Annotated in this window: 14 protein-coding genes; 3 read left to right on the forward strand and 11 right to left on the reverse strand. The window is 53.0% G+C overall.

Annotated features, from left to right (window positions below):
* Nucleotides 1-97 precede the first annotated feature (97 nt).
* The 10 genes from V8F51_RS01910 to V8F51_RS01955 form a co-directional block, all read right to left on the reverse strand.
* Nucleotides 98-964 carry a carbohydrate ABC transporter permease gene (locus tag V8F51_RS01910; RefSeq protein WP_337098341.1) on the reverse strand — a complete coding sequence of 289 codons (867 nt, stop codon included), beginning with the start codon at nt 962-964 and terminating at the stop codon, nt 98-100.
* Complete coding sequence (locus V8F51_RS01915; RefSeq protein ID WP_337098342.1) at nt 965-3,247, reverse strand: DUF5696 domain-containing protein; 2,283 nt, start codon at nt 3,245-3,247, stop codon at nt 965-967.
* Nucleotides 3,244-5,400, reverse strand: a complete 2,157-nt coding sequence (locus V8F51_RS01920; RefSeq protein ID WP_337098343.1) for a YIP1 family protein — start codon at nt 5,398-5,400, stop codon at nt 3,244-3,246. Before V8F51_RS01920 ends, V8F51_RS01915 begins: the two co-directional genes overlap by 4 nt.
* A 37-nt stretch (nt 5,401-5,437) precedes the next feature.
* The gene (locus V8F51_RS01925) at nt 5,438-6,325 is read right to left on the reverse strand and encodes a carbohydrate ABC transporter permease (protein WP_337098344.1); all 888 of its coding nucleotides are present in this window, start codon (nt 6,323-6,325) and stop codon (nt 5,438-5,440) included.
* Complete coding sequence (locus V8F51_RS01930) at nt 6,325-7,464, reverse strand: carbohydrate ABC transporter permease (RefSeq protein ID WP_337098345.1); 1,140 nt, start codon at nt 7,462-7,464, stop codon at nt 6,325-6,327. The genes V8F51_RS01925 and V8F51_RS01930 overlap by 1 nt, the downstream gene beginning before the upstream one ends.
* Nucleotides 7,454-10,441 carry an extracellular solute-binding protein gene (locus tag V8F51_RS01935; protein WP_337098346.1) on the reverse strand — a complete coding sequence of 996 codons (2,988 nt, stop codon included), beginning with the start codon at nt 10,439-10,441 and terminating at the stop codon, nt 7,454-7,456. Before V8F51_RS01935 ends, V8F51_RS01930 begins: the two co-directional genes overlap by 11 nt.
* Before the next feature lie 27 nt (nt 10,442-10,468).
* Nucleotides 10,469-11,584 (reverse strand): ABC transporter ATP-binding protein, encoded by a 1,116-nt coding sequence (locus V8F51_RS01940; protein WP_337098347.1) that lies wholly within the window; start codon nt 11,582-11,584, stop codon nt 10,469-10,471.
* A gap of 78 nt (nt 11,585-11,662) precedes the next feature.
* The gene (locus V8F51_RS01945; protein WP_337098348.1) at nt 11,663-13,042 is read right to left on the reverse strand and encodes an ABC transporter substrate-binding protein; all 1,380 of its coding nucleotides are present in this window, start codon (nt 13,040-13,042) and stop codon (nt 11,663-11,665) included.
* Nucleotides 13,043-13,298: 256 nt separating this feature from the next.
* Nucleotides 13,299-13,886 (reverse strand): thioredoxin family protein, encoded by a 588-nt coding sequence (locus V8F51_RS01950; protein ID WP_337098349.1) that lies wholly within the window; start codon nt 13,884-13,886, stop codon nt 13,299-13,301.
* A 162-nt stretch (nt 13,887-14,048) separates the two neighbouring features.
* Complete coding sequence (locus V8F51_RS01955; protein WP_337098350.1) at nt 14,049-15,374, reverse strand: ABC transporter substrate-binding protein; 1,326 nt, start codon at nt 15,372-15,374, stop codon at nt 14,049-14,051.
* 340 nt (nt 15,375-15,714) lie between these two features.
* Here V8F51_RS01955 and V8F51_RS01960 point away from each other — a divergent pair, with 340 nt between their 5' ends.
* From V8F51_RS01960 to V8F51_RS01970, 3 genes are read left to right on the forward strand one after another with little or no spacing between them, the layout of a single operon-like run.
* Entirely contained in the window at nt 15,715-16,065 is a 351-nt protein-coding gene (locus tag V8F51_RS01960) for a ferredoxin family protein (RefSeq protein WP_337098351.1), read from the forward strand.
* A gap of 53 nt (nt 16,066-16,118) precedes the next feature.
* On the forward strand, nt 16,119-17,483 hold the full coding sequence (locus tag V8F51_RS01965) for an ABC transporter substrate-binding protein (RefSeq protein WP_337098352.1): 1,365 nt from the start codon (nt 16,119-16,121) through the stop codon (nt 17,481-17,483).
* An 18-nt stretch (nt 17,484-17,501) separates the two neighbouring features.
* Entirely contained in the window at nt 17,502-19,142 is a 1,641-nt protein-coding gene (locus tag V8F51_RS01970; protein ID WP_337098353.1) for an FAD-binding protein, read from the forward strand.
* Between the two features lie 563 nt (nt 19,143-19,705).
* Here the strand turns inward: V8F51_RS01970 and V8F51_RS01975 are convergent.
* The gene (locus V8F51_RS01975; RefSeq protein ID WP_337098354.1) at nt 19,706-19,891 is read right to left on the reverse strand and encodes a YezD family protein; all 186 of its coding nucleotides are present in this window, start codon (nt 19,889-19,891) and stop codon (nt 19,706-19,708) included.
* Between the last annotated feature and the right edge of the window lie 5 nt (nt 19,892-19,896).

The raw sequence follows: 19,896 nt of genomic DNA on the forward strand, positions 1-19,896 counted from the left end.
CCCCATATGTTAACGGTAGAAATTCCCTCTATTCTTTCTCGTAAGCGTATTATGAAGAAAATAGAGGGAGCTTTTCCCGTTATTTTTTCCACCCCCGCTACCGCCTCGCCGTCATCGACTTATTGACTCTTCCGTATAAGAACAGCGCGATGCCGATGAACAGCAGCACAATCATAAAGTACACCCATGCGAGCGCGCTTGAAACGCCGTAGTTCTCCGTCGTCACTTTGCCGATGATCGGATTCGAAGGGAAGGTGAACAAATCGACGATCGTGTAGATCACGTTCAGGAAAATAAACGGTGCGAGCCCCGGCAAAGTGATTTTCCAGAAGGTGCTCCACGGGTCGGCCCCGTCGATGCGCGCCGCCTCGTATACGGAAGCGGAGATCGTCTGACGCCCAGCCAGGAAGATTAGAATCTGTACGCCGGAATACCAGAGCACAAGCACGAACGAGCCGATGACGTTTTGGATCGGCCCGGCCCAGGACGCTGGAATATACTCGGCAAGGAACGTATCGATGCGCAAGTTCTGAATGATAGACAGCTCGCCCTCGCCCTGCGATATGAACTCGGTAATGATCTGACCGGAAGAGAAGATGACCGGCAGGAAAAAAATAACCCGGAACGCCGTTCTCCCATAAAACTTCAAGTTCAGCAAAATAGCGATTAACAGCGAGAAGACGATAATAATCGGAATCATGACGAGCGCCTCACGCAAAAACGGGAACAGATCGTCATAGAGCAAGCCGCCGTCCGCGAACAGAATTTCGCGGTAGTATTGGAAGCCTACCGGCGTCGTCTGCACGCCCGTTACGGTAATGCGCACTTGATGGAAGCTCATATAGAACGAATAACCAAGCGGGAATGCGACAAACGCAAGGAAGCCGAATACCCACGGAGCGATGAAGATAGAGCCTTCGATTTTGCGAAGCATGGCTGAATTCGGTTTACGTCTCTTGCTCATCTATGCGCCACCTCCCGTCGTCACGATGAAGTCCAGTGCGGGCACGGTCACGCTGCCGCTTGCAATCGAGTAAGGCTTCTCGTTGTAGTTAACGATAATCGTCTTGCCATTCTCGTAAATCGTTTCCTTCACGCCTTCGGCGAGCGTCCGATGACCAACGATATATTGGTCCTGCACATCCCCGAGCGCTTCGTTCAGCCGCTTATACTGCTCGGCAGCCGACTGCTTCCAGTCGCGATAGCTCATGCTGTAATACCAGATCGTGTACGCGCGCTTGAACTTTCCCGAATCCGCCGCCGTGAATACGTAAGACGGGTAAGCGCCATACTCGACACTGCGCAGAAAGTCGGCATTGTACTCGTCGCTGAGATTCGCCCAGTCCGAGGAGTACGTAACGAGACCATGCAGGACGATCTGCTCGAACGGTATAGCCTCATCGACGAAAATATCGTAGGAGTAGTCATCCGCAATTCGGTGAATATGATCCACATTCGCGAGCGAGTAGAAGCTGCCATTCGCAACGCCTATCGAGCCAAGCTCTTGATCGGCTTTCTCCAGCAGCCTTTGCTGCCCTTCCAGCACCTCGGACCGGCTCGCCTTATGCCGATTGTTGAAGTCGGTATTCAGCGCTCTTCCGATCCCGCCCTCCAGCAGCAGGCCATCGGCGCCAAGCGACTTGTACGCCGCCAGGTCTCCTTCCGCCTCGCGAATGCCGTACAACGGACTCGTCAGCGTAACCTTATCATCGTTGTTGCGGCCTCCGTACTGCTCCTGCAGAGTGCCAGCCAAATTGCGCAAGCCGTCATTCAGCTTCCAGAATCCGCCGCGGCCGCTGCTATTCAGCGAATAATTCGCGGACAAGAATACCGACACATCCAGCTTATGAGCGGCGTCTATGAACGCCTTCATGCCGCTGTTGCCGCCAAGCCGCTTATCGACCGGGAACAAACCGCCGTATGAGCTATAGCCCCAACGCTGCCAGCCGGCATACAGTACGGACAAATTCGCAATGCCTGCTTCACTCAGCTCTTTCACCATCGTCTCCGCCTGCTTCGTCGTTGTGCCCTCGATGTAATCATCCCATAGAAGCCCTTGCTTCAGATCAGCACCGATAATATCGACGTACAGTGGAATGTTCTCTTTCGCCTGCTCAAGGCGCGCAAGCCCGTTCTCTTCTATTAAATAACTCCGATAACGCTCTGCCATTGCGGCATAGTCCGCCTTCGGGCCGTCAATCGGATAATAACGGGTCGTACGCTCCCCTGCTACGAAGCGGTCTTTGCTGTACGTATAAAACCCTTGATCCCCCTGTTTATTCGTGCTTTGGAAAAACTTGATCCGATACTGCCACTCCGGCGTAATCCAGTTGGATATGCCGAGCGCTCCGGCAGGAGCGGCGAACAGCTTCGCATACTCCTCGCCATCCGTCATAACGGCAAGAAACGATTGGTCGCCCGACTTCAAGCCGAAGATCGGCATCTTAACTTCCTGCCTGCCGGTCTGCTCGTTATAAAACGATAGATCGGCGCCATACACATTTTCACGGTAAATCGATTTGTCGTTGCTGCGATTTTCATTGAACTTAATCAATGCGCCCGAACCGTCGGGTACGAGCATATAACCTTCCTGGCCGTGCGACGGCTCTGCCCCGAAGAGCGGATACAGCTTCAGATTGAGTAAGCTTAAGTTTCCTTCGGCAATGCCTTCATCGAAGACCTTCGTTTCCACATGATCGCCGATCAAGGCTACTTCTACGGGAATGGTGAACTTCGTGCCCGGAAAATAAAACGTCGCCTTGAAGCCATCGCCCGTCAGCTCATAGTTTTCGAGGACGCCCTTCTCTTCCATCCAGTTCGTCAGCTTCGATTGCGACTTCGAATTGGATGCGTCGATATATTCGAGCATAACCGGCGATAGGAAGCTGCTCTTCCAAGTACCGGTTGTCTTCTCCAGCTCCCAGTATTCCGGGTTCGGATAGGAGCGCCACACTTTTCCCGTTTCCTTGCTTTCGATCTTAAAATGAGCCGTTACGGCATCCGCCCACAACACGAAGCGTTCTGATTCCGCCGCCTTCACGAAGGCGGCTTCTACAGGAAGCGCCGCTTCGACTGGCGAACCGCCGCTCGCCCCGCCCGCGCCATTATTGTTGTTCACGGCGGCATTCCCATCATCCGCCGGCACAGCCTGCTGATCGACATCACGCTGCAGCAGCAGGCCCCATCCGATCAGCAGCAGCACCGTTACTATGGCCGCCGAAAGCTTCACTATCGTTTTGCGTTTCATCGGATGGTCACCTCCTGATACACCGAGTAAATGAAATTGAAGAGCTCCGAAGTTAAGCTGAATACGATAAATACAAGAACCGCGCAGATCGCCATCGTAATGATCGACAGCAGCAAATTAATGAGCGTCTCGCCGACGCTGTAGTTCTGTATGCCTTGCACCATCCAGAAGAAGAGCAGCGCGACCCACACATAGAGGCCGTACTCCAGAAACGTAAAGATCGACTGCTCGCTTAGCGTCATTACGTTTGAGATAAGCGTAATCGGTATACCGAGCAGGATGAACGGGAATAGCGCATACGCGCTGCCATACAGCACATCGCGGAAGCGGCCTTCCCCGTGGTACAACGAGCTGATCAAATAATTAGCGATCACGAAGCTCAGCCATACGACAATGAATTGGATGAGAATCGTGACGATTTGAACTTCTACTATAATAGAAGGATTGAAAATAAAGCTTATTGCCGCCCTCATAATGGCATATGAAACTAGCGCCAGAACGAATAGAATCGTGCTGCTAAGCAAGCCGCCTTTCTGCTCGTAACGAATCGAATGGAAGCCGTCTATCGGGTGCTTGAGCACATAGAAGGCATGACCAAGCTGTCGCAGGAGCGGCCTCGAAGCTTGCTTTTGTTCACTTCGCCCCGCCTTGCGCTTCGTTCCGCCGAAGCCAAGTCTCCTAGCCGTGAACCTCGCGGCGAAGAGGATAAGCAGAGCCCCGATCACTACGTTCATGAGCAACCCAAAGTTGGATTGAAACCATAACAGGCGATTTTGCCAGAACGAATCCGAATAGCCTTGCGCCCAGCCCGCTTGCTTGAAAAGCTCCTGCGCGCGTTCGTATTCGCCTTTCTTATAAGCGGCTTTGGCGAGGCCAAGCACGGCTGGCGCGTAATAAGCGTTCAGCCGATTAACCTCCAGCCATAGCGGCTCGCTCTCTTCGTATCGGCCATCCTGCGTCAACTGATTGGCCTTATGTACGAGCGCGCCGAATTCGGACAAGCGATACTTCTGCACGATATTGTTCTCGCTGTCCAGAATGAACAGGTCGTTCGCCGAATTCGTCTCGATAGCCGCCGGAATCTTCACGATGCCGAGCTTCGTCGTCGTATCGCCTGCCGCTCCGCCCCAGAAGAACAGCAAATTGCCGTTGCCGTCATATTGGCTCACAATATTAAGCTTCGAATCGACGACCGTCATATTGCCGTTCCCGTCGACGGTCAGATCGTTAAGCTGAGGATAGCCGGTGCGTCCTGCCCGGTGTGTATACTCGCCGAAGCTGCCGTCCGTCATCGTATCGGCGAACTCGCCCTTGCCCGCGAGCTGGTCGAGCCCCGCGATATTGAGCTTCTTCAATTGCTTCGTGCGGACTTCCTTCGTCACCGTGTACACGAAGCCGTTCTCGTCCTTGTCGACGCTCGCGATCGAGCCCGGCAGCTTGCTGATCTCCCGCTCGTACATCTCGCGGGTATAGAGCAGCCGCTTGATCGAATCCGACAAGGAGAAGCCGGTCTTGTTGGCGCCGAAGAAGCTTTGGAACTCGCCTTGCGGATCAAGCTGCAGCAAGCCTTGATACCCGCCTAGCGTAGCGATATACATGAAGCCGCGCTTGTCGACGACCAGCTTGATCGGATCGTATTTAAACGCTTCGGGAATGAGCTTCGATTCCGGTCTGCCGAACTCGGCGAGCAGCTCCCCTTCGCCATTCAATCGAACGACACGCTGGTTGCCCGTGTCCGCAACGTAGATATCGTCGTTCGTATCGACGAATACGCCCTGCGGCCGATTGAACGGGCTTTCTGGAAGTGTCAGCAGCCCGGCAAGCTGCCCTTCCGCATCGAGATGCACGATGCGGTTATTGCCCGTATCCGCGATATAAATATGATCGCGGCTATCGATATACAGATCCTGCGGCTGATTCAGCGGGGAGTATACCGTTTGGCCCGGATTCGACGGATCCGGAATGAACAGATCTTTGCCGAGCGCGCCAGCCGGCGTGTACGCCGCTTGCATTTTGAACAGTTGATTGTAATTGTCCTTGTAATAGGTTTGATATGGCACATCCGCGGATACCGATTCCGGGTGGATGGATGCAAGCGCGGCTAGAGCCGCAACGAGCAACAGCATCAGGCGTAACGTCAGCCGCTTAGGCATTCGCCCCCCTCCTTTCTCTCTCTTTCTCGTATCGGCATCACTTGATGCCGGAATGCGCCATCGTAGCAATCACTTTGCCTTGCAAAATAATAAAAACAATCAAGTTCGGAACGAACATAATGAGTGAAGCCACGGCCGCTGCGCCTTGCATAGCCACATTGCCCGCGAGGTTGTTCGTAAGCGTCGATAGGAAGAAGGCGAAGCTCTTCATCTCATCGTCGAGCATGAACAGTGAAGAAGACTCTACATTGCCCCAAGAGTTCTGGAACGCAAGAATGGCTACCGTCGCAATAGCCGGCATGCAGACCGGAATGACGATCCGGATGAATACATAGAACTCGTTCGCTCCGTCGATTCTTGCCGCCTCCAGCAGCGCATCCGGAATTTGATCGATGAACTGCTTAAGCAGAAACACACCGATCGGCATCGCCAGCATCGGAAGCAAATGTCCGAAATACGTGTTCATGATGCCGAGATTGCTGACGACCAAATACCGTGGAATTTGGATTACTTCCGGCGCGAACATAAGCGTAAGCAGAATCGTCGAGAACGCGAGCTTCGCCCCAGGGAACTTATGCTTCGAGATCGGGAAGGCGCATAACGCGCTCACGCCTGTCACGAAGACGACTGCCAGCCCCGATATGAAGACGCTGTTGAACAAGTAGCGGATCATCGGAACGGTCGATCTGGAGGTTACCGACAGAAGCTCGTTAATATTTTGGAAGCTGGGCTCTCGCACGAAGAAGGTCGGCGGGTAGACGAACAGCTCATGGTACGGCTTGAATGCATGGTTGAAAATGTAGACGATCGGCAGCAGCATGAATACGGACAGCGCGATCATAAGCAGCGTCAGCAGCTTCTGAAAGCCGTCCATCGCCTGCAGCCTCGAGCCTCTCCATCGCAGCCCAAGAAGTCGTTGCACCATTACTCATCTCCCTTCGAGCCGAACAAGCTCCAGCTCAGTTTATTGGAAGCATACATAAGGAGAAGCAAAAATACCGATATCGCCGCCGCATACCCCATCTCGAAGCGGATGAAGCCGAAGTCGTCGATATGGTTAATAATGAGATGCCCCGCGTAACCCGGCGTCGGATTGACGCCGGACAGCTCAACGCCGATTGCGCCCGTCTTGAAGGTCGTTACGATCGCCATAACGGCGCCGAACAGCATTTGCGGCTTCATCGACGGGATCGTAATATACCAGATTTCTTGCAGCCTGCTCTTCATGCCGTCGATCTTGGCCGCTTCGTAATAGTCGCGGTTCACATTAAGAATGCCGGCCAACATCGCGAGGAATCCGACGCCCATGCTAGACCATAAGGTGACAACGATCATCGAATTCATCAGATAAGACGGATCGGTTACCCATAGCTTCGGCACATCGATTAGGCCGAGCCGCAGCAATACGCTGTTGAGATAACCGATCCGATCGCCAGTCAACATCGGAAGCCAGACGATCGACATGGCGATACCGATCGTAAGCGAAGGGGTATACATCGCAAGCGCAAACCATTTGCGCAGCTTGCCCGGAAGCTGCGAGATGAGCCAAGCGAGCAGGAAAGCGGCGATATAACCGCCAGGCCCGACGATAATGGCGAACTTGAACGTGTTCGGCAGCGCATACTTGAGGAACAGCAAGTCTTGCGAAATCAAATATTGAAAGTTCTGCCACCCGATGAAACGCGGGCGGCCGATCGCGTTAAAGTAGGTGAAGCTAAGAACGATGGCCGCTCCTACAGGTACAAGTATGAAAGCGGCGAAGCAGAGCATGAACGGAGCAACGAACAGGTAGCTGAGGCGGAACGACCATATTTCCGCCAACAGCCGCGCGAACCTGCCTCTGCTCCTGCGCTGCTGGGCCGCTTCAAGAGCCGCGATCGCCTTCGCTTGCGCAGCGTCAACCTGATGAGCTAGCGCAGGCGAGACTGGCGATGGCAAGGCAGTTACTCCAGCATCGTGCGATATCTCTACACTTGCCGCAGCCCGAGTGTTCTCCAGCTCGGGCGAGGCTGCCGTAGACTGCGGAACGACCGCGACGCTGGCGCCGGTTCCTTTACCTGACATATTCGTCCACTCCTTCCCACGGCTTATCGATATGCGGGAAGTCCAGCGTCTTCAGCGGCTTGCCCGTCTCGTCGATAAATCCGAATTCCTGCTGCTTGCGGCGCAGCTCGCGATTAATGTCCAGAATGGCCGTCTCGAGCGACGCCCGGTAATTCATTCCGTCGATAACCGCGCGAAGCCATGCATTGTTAAGTTCCCTGCCCATGAAGTAGCCTCCCGGCGGGTTCGGCTTCTCCTTGTACCACTTCCACTGCTCCAGGATCACATTCGCATCCTCGGTCTTCCATGGCAATCTTACGAACGCCTCCACGTTCGACGTATTCCAACGGAACGAAACGCCGTTGATCGATTCGAGATCGGAGCCGTAACGCTCCTGCGTCTCGGTGCTGATCCACCATTTCATGAATTGCCATGCTTCATCTTTTTTGTTAGAAGCTTCGAAAATGACGCCCGTCGTCTGGTCGCCAGCCGCCCAGCGGCTGATCGTCCCGTCCTGCTCCGGCATGCCCGGAATAAGCGCGATGCCCCAGCGTCCGTTAAGCTCAGGTGCTGCCGCGGCCAGCTGAACATACATGTTGTAATCCGCGATGCCGATCGGCATCGTCCCTGTCCGGAAGTGCTGATAGAAGCTCGGCACCTGTTTCTCCAGCGCATACGTATTGAACAGATCGGTCCATTGCTTGAACGCCTTGAACCCTTCAGGCGAATCCAGCGCCGTCGTGAAGCCGTTCGGCTGGAAGAACTCGACGCCGTTCTGATAGATGAACGGCAGGAACATTTGCGGATTCACATAAAAGTTCATGAAGTTTTGCTGCAGCGTCGGCAACATGTCATAGACATCCTGCCATGTCTGCGGAATGTCGAGGCCGAGCTCCCGCATAATATCTTTGCGATAGTAGAGCACTTGGAACGATTGCGTCTCCGGCACGGCATAGTAGCCCTTATCGTAGTAAAGCGCCTGCCAAGAACCTGGACTGAATCGTTCGTACACCTCATTGAAATCCGGGAACTTGCTAAGATCGTACACGCTGCCCCGAATCGCGTAATCGACAGGCAAATCCTGCGACAATCCCAGCGCCACATCGGGCTGCAAGCCTGCCGCATTGGACATGACGAGCAGCTGTGCGTTCGGCAGCAGATTAACCTTCACCTTGATGCCGGTTGCCGGCGTGAACAGCTCGTCGGTCAGCTCTTGAAGCTGCGTCACATAGTCCCTGCCCCGCTGCACCCAGACGTTGAGCTCCTTGTCATCCATATCGCTTAAGCTCTCGCGGGAGTTGAATGAATAAGCGAAGTTCGCCAGCAGGCCAACGCCTTTATCCACAACGGATGCCGTCATATCGGGGAAAGACTTCTCCGCGGGGACGATATAGATCTCATCGAGCAAGAGCGGCTGCTTATACAAATTGACAACGAAATTGTTGATTTTTTCATCAATCGAAGTAATCTCATCGATATGGTAGGGAATATCGTCAGGCGTCTCCAACAAGGAGCGAATATCGGAGGCGGACGAACGGAAGCCTTCGCTCGCGCTGTCCTTGCGTCCGTTCACTTCGGCCATCTCGTCAGCAAGCACGTCGAGATTGCCGGCCGCGACTTCCAGCCGCTCCTTCAAATCCGGCAAGTCGCGATCGATCTTCCACGTCCGATTACGGTCCAATTGACCGCCGGTGAGCGACTTCAAATCTTGATCAACCGTGCGCAGCAATGCGCTTAGGTTCTCGATTCCTCTAACAATCGGACTCACCGTCGAATGGGTTAGAGCAAGCGACAGCGTATGCGTTCCTTTCTCCAAGTACAGTTCATACGGCTCGCCATCGTCACCCGAAAGCACCGTGCCCTTCCACGATGCCGCATACGGGAATCGATAAGTTAGAAAAGCATCGAACGGCACTTTGCCGTCGATGAGTATCGTACGGAACGACGCCTTCTGCGAGAAGCGGTTTTGCAGCGTCCGCAGCGCGATTTTGTACAGCCCCGTCTCGGGCGCTTCGAATGTCCATGCCACCTCTTGATTCGGCCAGTCCCAGCTCACGCCGCCGACCGTATTGTACGTAATACGTCCTTTCGCCAGCGGTTTCGTACGCCTGTCGCGGTCCGACATCATTTGTACGGAAGCGTCGTTTTTGCTCGTCATCTGCTCCGCCTGCAGCGTAATTCCTTGAGCGGCAACAGGCTCGCTTGACGGATAAGCCGCGGCTGCTTCCACGTAACTAGGCAACGTCTCCGGCGGCACCAGCGATATCGTATTCAGCGCAACCGGCTCATACCCTTCGAAACGCAGCGTATGCTTGCCTTTCGTGAAATGCCATTTCAACGGCCCGGCGTAGTTGGCACCGGAATCGATGAACGGCATCGTCGACCACGTCGAGATGTCCACCGAAGTTGGACGAATCTGATCCCCGTCGTCGTTAACCTGGGGCAACCCTTTATCCTTGAACTGACGGTATAAAGTAATTGAAGAAGCTTCGCGGAATGGCCGCGATCCGTCGATCGTCACATCCCATACGACCGGGCGCGTATACCCTTTGCCGAGCAGAGGATGGTAATCGGCGAAGATCGTGTATATGCCATCCTGCTCGACATTGAACGTATACTCCACCCAATTCGTGTCGGTTGATTCCCAGATCAACACATTGCTTTTGCCTTCGTAATCGCCTGTACGAATGACCGAGCTATCGGATTGTCCGGAAGGAGCGGCCGCCTCGATGACAACCTCCTCATCGGCAGGCCTCACGCCCTGTTCTTCCAGCCCCTTAAGCACTTTCTCATAATAGGGCTCAAGATCGGCTGCGGCGAGCGACGTATCCTCCCACTCTACAAAGCCGGCATCGAAGCTGCTAAGCTTGAAAGGGCCGGCATCGACCGTCGCGGTCGCGCTGGACGTCCATGCGACGAAAAACAATAATAGTACGGCTGCCGCCCCTATCGGAAATAGCAGCTTGAACGTCTTAGAATGAATGATGGCGCGCAGCATCAGGCAGCACACTCCTTCCCGCCTTAATTAGATCTGAAATCGAACGCCGCTGTCCGCATCGAAGAACAGCGCCTTCGACATATCGGGAACGATGCGAACTTTTTCGTTTTCCTCGCAATGGTAATATGCATTCACCCGCACGACGAGCAGCTTATCCTGCCCGATGTCCAGATGGAGGAAGCGGTCCGCTCCCATGAGCTCGCTCACTTTGTATACGCCGGTAATAATCGCGTCCGAGAACAAGCCCTCAAGTCCGATATTTTCCGGCCTAATGCCAAGCGTGACGCGCTTGTTCACCTTATTGTGGTGAACGAGCACGCGCGCCGCTTCTTGGGGAATCGGCAGCGAGAAGCGCGATGTTTCATACTTAAGCCTGCCGCTGCCCGGAATATCCTCCACGACTTTGCCTTCTATGAGATTAATTTGCGGCGAGCCGATGAAGCTCGCCACAAATGTGTTATTCGGGGTCGTATATACCGTCTCCGGCGTATCGATCTGCTGGATAACGCCGTCCTTCATGACGACGATCCGATCCGCCATCGTCATCGCTTCGATCTGATCATGCGTAACGTATATAAACGTCGTCTCGAGCGTCTTGTGCAGCTTAATAATTTCCATCCGCATCTGTACGCGCAGCTTCGCGTCCAAATTGGATAGCGGCTCATCCATGAGAAACACTTGCGGATCCCGCACGATAGCGCGGCCCAGCGCAACGCGCTGCCGTTGTCCGCCGGACAACTCCTTAGGCTTGCGGTTCAAATACGCTTCAATTTCCAGCACGCGCGCCGCGCGTTTCACCGACTGTTCGATCTCATGGCGCGGCAGCTTGCGGAGGCGAAGACCGAAGGCGATATTTTCAAAAACGGTCATGTTCGGGTAAAGCGCGTAATTTTGGAAAACCATCGCAATATCGCGATCCTTCGGCGGCAAGTCATTGACGAGCTGGTCGCCTATGTAAATCTCGCCCTCCGTAATATCTTCAAGCCCGGCGATCATGCGCAGCGTTGTCGATTTGCCGCAGCCTGAAGGACCGACGAAGACCAGAAACTCCTTATCCTTAATATCGAGGTGAAAATCGTTCACGACCGTTTGCTTATCCTTGCCGTATCTTTTGTACAGATGCTCAATGCGAATACCTGCCATAAGCCCACCCCCTATAATTCAGAAAAAACGAAGGGGACATCCGCAATTAAGGAGACGCCCCTTCCTTACCATTGTTTGTTATTGCGTTTTGCTAAGCGTTTCGAGTTCTTTCTCGATCGCCTCTTGCGCCGTTCGCAGCGCCGTATTGACGTCCTGACCGCCTACGGCAACATTTTTCGCCGCTTCGTTAATGAATTTGCGAACTTTGCTTTCGAACTTATGAGGACGTACAACGCTGCGCGGCTCAGCCTTGAAGATGTTCTCGATCTTCTTGCCTGCTAGAACTGGAATATCCGCGCCGTACACTTTCTCCCATGCTTCGTTCGCTACAGTCGGAACGCGTCCGCCGCGGGACAACGTCTCCTGCGATTCATCAGACAGCACGTTAGCGATGACGTTGAACGCCTCTTCCTTGTGCTTGCTCGACTTCGTCACGAATAACGAGTGAACGTTGATCGCTTTGCCTGTTCCGAGATTTTCGGTGAAGTTCGGGAATGGCGCGAAGTCCCAGTTCAGCTCCGTGCCTTGCTGGCGAAGCTCCTCAAGCGGGCCAAGCAAATGTGCAATATTATAAGGAAGCATCGCTAGATTTTGTTCGTTGAAGAAAATATCGTCGTCGTTCGCATATTCGAATCGGCCGTCTTCGCCGATATAATTTGGCACCTCGTAGCTTTTCTTCAACGTCTCGAACACCTTTTTCCAACCGTCCGTCGTTACGTCAGCCTTGCCCGTAGCCGGATCGACGATGTTCAGATCAAGTCCTGTGTTAATGTTGGTCGGGCCGAACAAGTCGATGCCGATATAGTTCACGCCGTTATCGTTTCTCGTCACTTGCTTGCCAAGCTCGACAAGCTCATCCCACGTCGATTGATCGTCTTTCGGGTACGAAACGCCGAATTTATCGAAAATATCTTTGTTGTAGAACAATACCGGCACGTTGATCGAGAACGGAATGACCGACAGCTCGTTTTCCGGCGAATATTTGGTGATCGCATCCAGAACAGCTGGCTTGAGGCGGCTTAGATCGACTCCGTTTTTGTCTACGTATGGCTTCAGATTCTCGACCAGGTCCAGTTCCTTGTAAGTCGTTGAGACTGCCGCCGTCGATGCGAAAATAATATCTGGCACAGTGCCCGCTGTAATGAGCGGCTCGAGCTCTACATCCTCAGGCGCATCTACCCATTCAAGCGTTATGTTTGGATATTTTTTCTTCGTCGGTTCTACGAGAAACTTCTGAAACTCCGTTTCCGTTACGGTAATGCCTGCGCGAAGCACCTTCAGTGTAATGGGCTCCGTGCTGACTTCCTCGGTTTTCTCAGCATCCTTGTTGGCATTAGAACTAGTGCTTTGATCACTGCCGTCAGTCGCTGCCGGCTTATTGCCACTGCCCGAAGCGCATGCCGTAAGCGACGTCACGACAACCATTATACTGATAAGAAGAACAACAAATTTTTTCATTCTCAAAACCCCCATTTTTCATTTTCGATGTTTGTGGACAAATAAAAAGAAGACGCACTTCGTTTCGAAGCGCGTCTCCGTTTATACGGTCGACTCACATTACCAATAATTCATATTGTATTAGTCGGTTTTAAATTAGGCTTATAATAGCATCCTGCACGGATCGTGTCAAAGCCTTTTTTTTAAATAAAAATCCGCTACCGAGGCATTGTTCGCGTCAGTAGCGGATGTCCTCACATGCTGCTGTACACTAGCCTTAGTTTAATACGAGATCACATGCTTCTTCAGGTATCCAACGCTTGTCTTTGCCTTCCCACTTCACATTGCAGCCAATCGGATTAGTGAGCGGCACCGCCACCTCGCGGCCTGCCAAGTAATCGTTAAGCGCATTTTCCAAATCATAGGACGTGATGTTGTCCGCATCCTTCGGCGAATCGACAGCGCGGCCCGTGTAGATCAGTTTGCGCTCTTGATCGAACACGTAGAAGTGCGGCGTTCTAAGCGCACCGTAGGCAAGTGCTGCCTCTTGCTTCTCATCGTATACGTAAGTCCAAGGGAAACCATGCTCCGCAATTCGCTCTACCATTTTCTCGTATGAGTCATCCGGATACGCGGTAACGCTATTGGAACTAATGCCGACGAATGATACGCCCTGCGGCGCGAACTTCTCCACTGTTGCGCGAGTCACTTCATCCGAGCCCTTAACGAACGGACAATGATTAGCCGTGAAGAACACGACCAGCGCTTTCGAAGCGGCGAAATCCGCTAAGCCGTAATGCTTGCCATCTGTAGCCAGCAAGTTGAAATCCGGCGCTTGCTCGCCAATTTGTAACGTAAAAGCCATGAATACGTTCATCCCTTCTATTATGAAATAAAATAAAAAAAGGAGACACTCCTTTGGTAGGAAAGTGTCTCCGGTTGACCGGTAGGCTGTGCTAATCCGATAATAACACATTATCCCTACCTGTCAAGTATGGTTTAGATCTGCGCGTGTTGCGCTCTTTGATCAAGACTTCGTAGTTTCCAGCGTCTCCAAGTCTTTGTCGATCTTCTCCTTCGCCGTTCGGAGCGCCGTGTTAATGTCGACGCCTCCTATTGCCACATCTTTAGCAGCATCGTTAATATATTTGGTGATCTTGCTTTCATAAATGTTCGGCTTATGGATTTGGCGCGGCTCGGTCTTGAAAATATTCTCGATCGTCTTGCCCTTCAGCACCTCGATATCCGCGCCGTATTCCTTCTCCAGCTCTGGCAAATCGAGCACTGACACACGGCCGTTGCGGGTTATGATCCGCTGCACTTCTTCCGACAGCATATACTCAATCACCTGATAGGCTTCATCCTTGTGCTTGCTCGCTTTCGACAGCGTTAACGTATGAACGTTGATCTCGATGCTTGTGCCAAGCGCGTCCTCGAAGTTCGGATGCGGCGCGAAGTCCCAGTTGAGCGTAATGCCCTGCTTGCGCAGCTCCTCAAGCGGACCTACAAGCTGAGCTAGATTGTGTGAATATAGCGCCAAGTTCTGATCATTGTAGAACACATCGTCTTTATCCGCGTATTTGTATTTATCGTCTGTACCGATAAACCCAGGAATGCTGTATAGCTTCTTGAGCGTCTCGAATACCTTCACCCATTCGGGCGAAGTGACTGCCGCCCTATTCGTAGCAGGATCGATAATATCGAGCGATAGTCCGCTAGCCAGTCTCGTCGGCTGCAAATCAATGCCGATATAGTTAACCCCGGCGTCCGCTCTTGTCAGCTGCTTCGCCGTATCAAGAATTTGATCCCAGCTCTGCACCTCAGTCGGATACGGCACGCTGAATTTATCAAAAATATCTTTGTTGTAGTAGATAACGGGCAAATTAACCGAGAAAGGCACCTGATTGCCGCCGCTCTTCAGCTCGATCGATTCGTTCACGCTCGGCTTGATCTTCTTGTCATCGTACCCAAATTTTTTCTTGTACGGGGCGAGTTTTTCAGCTAGACCCGCCTCTTCAATAGCGGTGTACGAGCCGCCGAAAATAATGTCCGGGATAATGCCTTGCGTAAGCAGCGGTTCAATCGGATCGCCCTCCGGTACGTCGATCAGCTTCACCTTGATATGGGGGAACTTTTTCGCGATCGGCTCATTAAAATACTTCTCGACCTCCGTTGCGGTAAGCGTCACTCCGCCCCATTTGAATACAAGCAACTCGACAGGTTCTTGGGTTGGCTTATCCGTAGCGGCTGGCGTCGGCGTCTTCTGCGTCCCTTGCGCGCAAGCCGTTACCCATACAACAACCATCACCATTAAGATAGGCATCAACCATTTTGCAATCTTACTTTTACCCATTTCTCAACACTCCCCTTTTTGGCCAAATACAAACAAAAAAAAGACGGAGGCATACTTCCTGCTAGGAAGCACATCTCCGTCCGAACGGTCGAAACCGTATGCCCTTTGGTAATACCCAAGTTCTCTTGTGGGATTAAATATAGTTTCTTGGCAATCGAATTGTCAACCACAAAAATTATGCTTGACCTTGCAAAACTCGAGATGCTACGATTGTTGTCATAAATTCCAACTAAACAACTATGAATAATAATGTTTAGTTTCATAATCGACCGTTCTAACGGAGAAACACGATCCTTGTGCTTCTCCGTTTTTTTGTGTTACTAAGGGAGGTGATGACAACATGATAGAGCTGGTTAGCGCCGAACGCTGCATCCAATGCGGGCTCTGTGTGAAGGTATGTCCGACGAACGTATTCGATGAGGACGATAACGGCTTGCCCTATATTGCACGGCAGGAAGATTGCCAGACCTGCTTCGTATGCGAGGCGCATTGTCCAGTAGATGCGCTATACGTATCGCCTCAGGCTGATGTGCAAGAAGCAGTCGATGAGGAGCAGCTTATAGCATCCGGCCTGCTTGGCAGTTGGCGCGCAACGATCGGCTGGGGACCCGGGAGAACGAAGCTTGCATCCGTCGATACGACGGAATTCATCAATCGGATTTTGCCTCCGCGACCTGCCAGACCGAATTAAAACAATTGTAAATGAGAGATGAAACGATCTATTAGAGAGGGGCTATATGCCATATGAAACTGCGTTTGCTGACTGTCATTTCTTTAACTGCAATATTGCTTGTAACCGGATGCTCCGCGAAGAGCGGAACTACAGAGGGGCAGGCGTCGAATAAGCCCGCTGAAGCTGCTGCTGCCCAGACCAATAAACCTAAGGAAGAAGCTCCTCCAGCTGCCGAACCCGTAACTCTATCGTTCTACGTAGGCGGAGGCACGCTTACCGATACGGAATTCAAAATCTTCTTCGAGGAGCCGGTGAAGAAGAAATTCCCTCATATTACGCTCAACCTCGTCAAACCTGCGGAAGGCGTTACGCCTGCTGAGGTGCTCACTTCAAGCGACGTGCCCGACATCGTTTACTTAACGAGCGGATCCTATCACGCTTTCCAGGATCTTGGCGTCATGGAAGACTTAACGCCTTACATCGAGAAAAATAATTTCGATACGAAGCGCCTAAAGCCGGTGCTTCTGGATACGATCATCAACTTCTCCAAGCAAGGCGAAATCTTCACGCTGCCGTTCTCATCCAATGTCGCCGCTTTGTTCTATAACAAAGATATTTTCGATAAGTTCGGCGTGCCTTATCCTGGCGACGAGCAACTAACTTGGGAGCAAGCGCTTGAAATCGGAACGAAGCTGACACGTTCGGACAACGGCGTTAACTATATTGGCATTGATGTACAGAACGGCCCAGCTTCGCTGCAGCGCAGCTATGGTATTGCCGCTCTTGATCCGAAGACGGGATTGCCTGCGCTGCAATCGGAGCAATGGCAGAACGTATTCCGGATTTTGAAACAAAACTATGACATTCCAGGTTTCGTCCAAGGCGACAAATATACGTACGACCGCGATGCGTTCCTCGTCGACCAGAACGTAGCGATGCGCCCGACGCTGCTGGCGAACCTAATCGGACCGCTCGAGGAGCTTCGCGCACAAGGCAAACCGCTTAACTGGGACATCGCGCCGATTCCGAACTTCAGCGATAATCTCGGCGTGAACAAGGAAGCGAACGTTCACTCGCTCGTCATTTCCAGCGTCAGCAAGCATAAGGATGTTGCATTCCAGGTGCTTGATTATATTCTGTCCGACGAAGTGCAGCGCATTGTTGCACGCAACGGCCGCGTGCCTGCTATTGTTGCCCCGGAGCTGGAGAAGGAATTCGGCGCGGACATCGAGGTGCTGAAGGATAAGAAGATCGCTAATATTTTCACAACCCAGCCTTCGGTTCTTCATCTCGATCCTAACGAGAACTACGTTTCCAAACACCTGACCAAAGCGATTGAGGACATCGCGCTGCGCGGAGTGGATATCAATACGGCTGCAAGAACAGCGGAAGATCTCATTCTGAAGGAGCTCGAAACGGTCAAAAAGACGAAATAACAGCAGGAGGCGATAAGGATGAGCTCGAACGTTACGAAGCAACTAACGGCCGATGTGCTCGTCATCGGCGGCGGTCCTGCAGGGGCTTGGGCGGCGTGGAGCGCCGCCTCGAAGGGGGCGAAGGTCGTGCTCGCCGACAAGGGTTACCTCGGGACGAGCGGCGCGACTGCGCCCGGCGGCACGAATCTGCTTTACTTGCCGCCGGATCAGGCGCTGCGCGATCAAGCGGTTGAGCATCGGTTGAAGGGGGGCGGCTTCCTATCGGAGCCGTCCTGGACGTATCGGGTGCTCGATCAGGTCTATATCAATCTGGAGCGGATCGAAAATTGGGGTTACCCGTTCGTCCGTGACGAGAACGGCACCCCGATGCGCGGTCATCTGCAAGGACTCGAATATATGAGTCTAATGCGGAAGGTCGTGCTGAAAGCAGGCGTGAAGGTGCTTGACCAGTCTCCGGCGCTAGAGCTGCTCACCGATGAGCACGGTGTCGGCGGGGCTCGAGGCATCTCGCGCCTGGACGGCAAAGAATGGGAGGTCCGAGCGAACGCCGTCGTCATCGCAACCGGCGGCTGCGCCTTCCTTAGCAAGGGTCTCGGCTGCAACGTGCTCACCGGAGACGGCCTGCTCATGGCCGCCGAGCTTGGCGCTGACTTGTCGGGCATGGAATTCAGCCGCGCTTATGCGCCAAGCGCCGCCTTCGGCACCATTACACGCGGCCGCTTGCTCGGCTGGGCTACTTATTCTGACGAGGAAGGCAATGTATTGAACAGCGACGGCAATCGTGCCGGTATTCTGCAGAAATATATAAGCGAGGGCAAGAAGGTATACGCCGTCCTCGACAAAGCGGACACCGAAGAAAAGCGCAATATTTTGCGCCACTCCCACGCCGTCTTCTTCTTGCCGTATGACCGCTCCGGCATCGATCCGTTCACGCAGCGGTTCCCGCTGACGCTGAGGTTCGAGGGAACGGTTCGCGGCACGGGCGGTATCCGCATCGTCGGCGAAGATTGCAGCACGACCGTAGCCGGGCTCTATGCAGCCGGTGATGCCGCTTCTCGCGAGCGACTAATGGGCGGCATGTCCGGCGGCGGCGCCTTCAACGCTTCATGGGCCATTTGCTCCGGCACATGGTCGGGCGAGGCTGCTGCCGCTCACGCTCTGCGTCAAGAGCGCGATGCAGACCAGCGTAGCCTTCGCGCTGCCGGTCGCTATGGCATCCGCCAAGCTAGCGACGACAGCGACTCCGTTAATGAGCGTACACGCTCGTTATCGCAAGCGGAGCAAAATGAGCTAGTGAAGGCATTGCAGCAAGAAGTATCGCTGAGCATCAACTACTTCCGCAGCGTACCTGGACTCCAGGCATCGCTTGCACGATTGCAACCTCTTTGGCAATCAGCTTCCGCCCGCTATGCAGGATCTACCATTCAACAGCGTCTCCGCTCGCGTGAGCTCGCCGCGATGGCCGCAACGGCACGATGGATGCACACAGCCTCACTTGAACGCAAAGAGTCGCGCGGCATGCATGCACTGAAAGAATATCCAGAACAAGATCCTAGCCAGCTTCATCGCATCATCTTGTCCGGAATCGAAACAATAAACATCAGCCACGAGCCCGTACCCGGCTCCATCAAAGATAGAGTCATCCGAAGCATCGGCTAATCCAACCCCCCCCCTCGAAGTCACGCCGTCTTCGAGGGGAAACCTCTTAGACTGAGGTATCTCGTCACTCTGCACAACTCTCAACGCGGATTACCGCTCTCTCTTTTCACCCTTTAGCAAAGCCTCCCCTCTACTCAGACTCCTACCTTTTACACTCTTTAGCACACTCTCCCCTCTACTCAGGCTTCTACCTTTCTCCCCTCTTTAGCACACTCTCCCCTCTACTCAGGCTTGCTACTATCTTTTACACGCTTTAGCTCACTCTCCCCTCTACTCATGCTATCAACAATCTCCTCAACCTACGTCCTGATCTGACGGGAGAGTGTGAGAAAGGAAATAAAAGCACCTTATTTGTAATACATCAATATCATGAATGAAGCATTGAGTAAGAAGCATTGAGGAAGAGGACGTAGCGAAACTTGCATACCATTTCTGAGCTAACGGGAGAGTGTGAGAAAGGAATTTATGTAACATGAACGTTAAGCAAGGATGTTCCGGGGAGTCTTCGATCTTGCGAAGACATGGAACATCCTTGCTCTGTTATTGATGGGTTGGTTGGTTCGTTAGCGGCGTCTGGATTGCGAGGAGTGAGAGGTTTGAGGCGTGTCGTAACGTTTGCGCTCGGAACGTTCAATTTGTATGATTTTTCCGTCATGCACCGTAATGACAATCGAACCATACTCCGTTCCGTCCACCTGCGCTTTGACCCGTCTCAACCACTCGTCTGTCACTTCAAACGGTTTCCCCATAAGCT

The sequence above is a fragment of the Paenibacillus sp. YIM B09110 genome (assembly GCF_037167145.1).
Taxonomy (GTDB): Bacteria; Bacillota; Bacilli; order Paenibacillales; family Paenibacillaceae; genus Pristimantibacillus.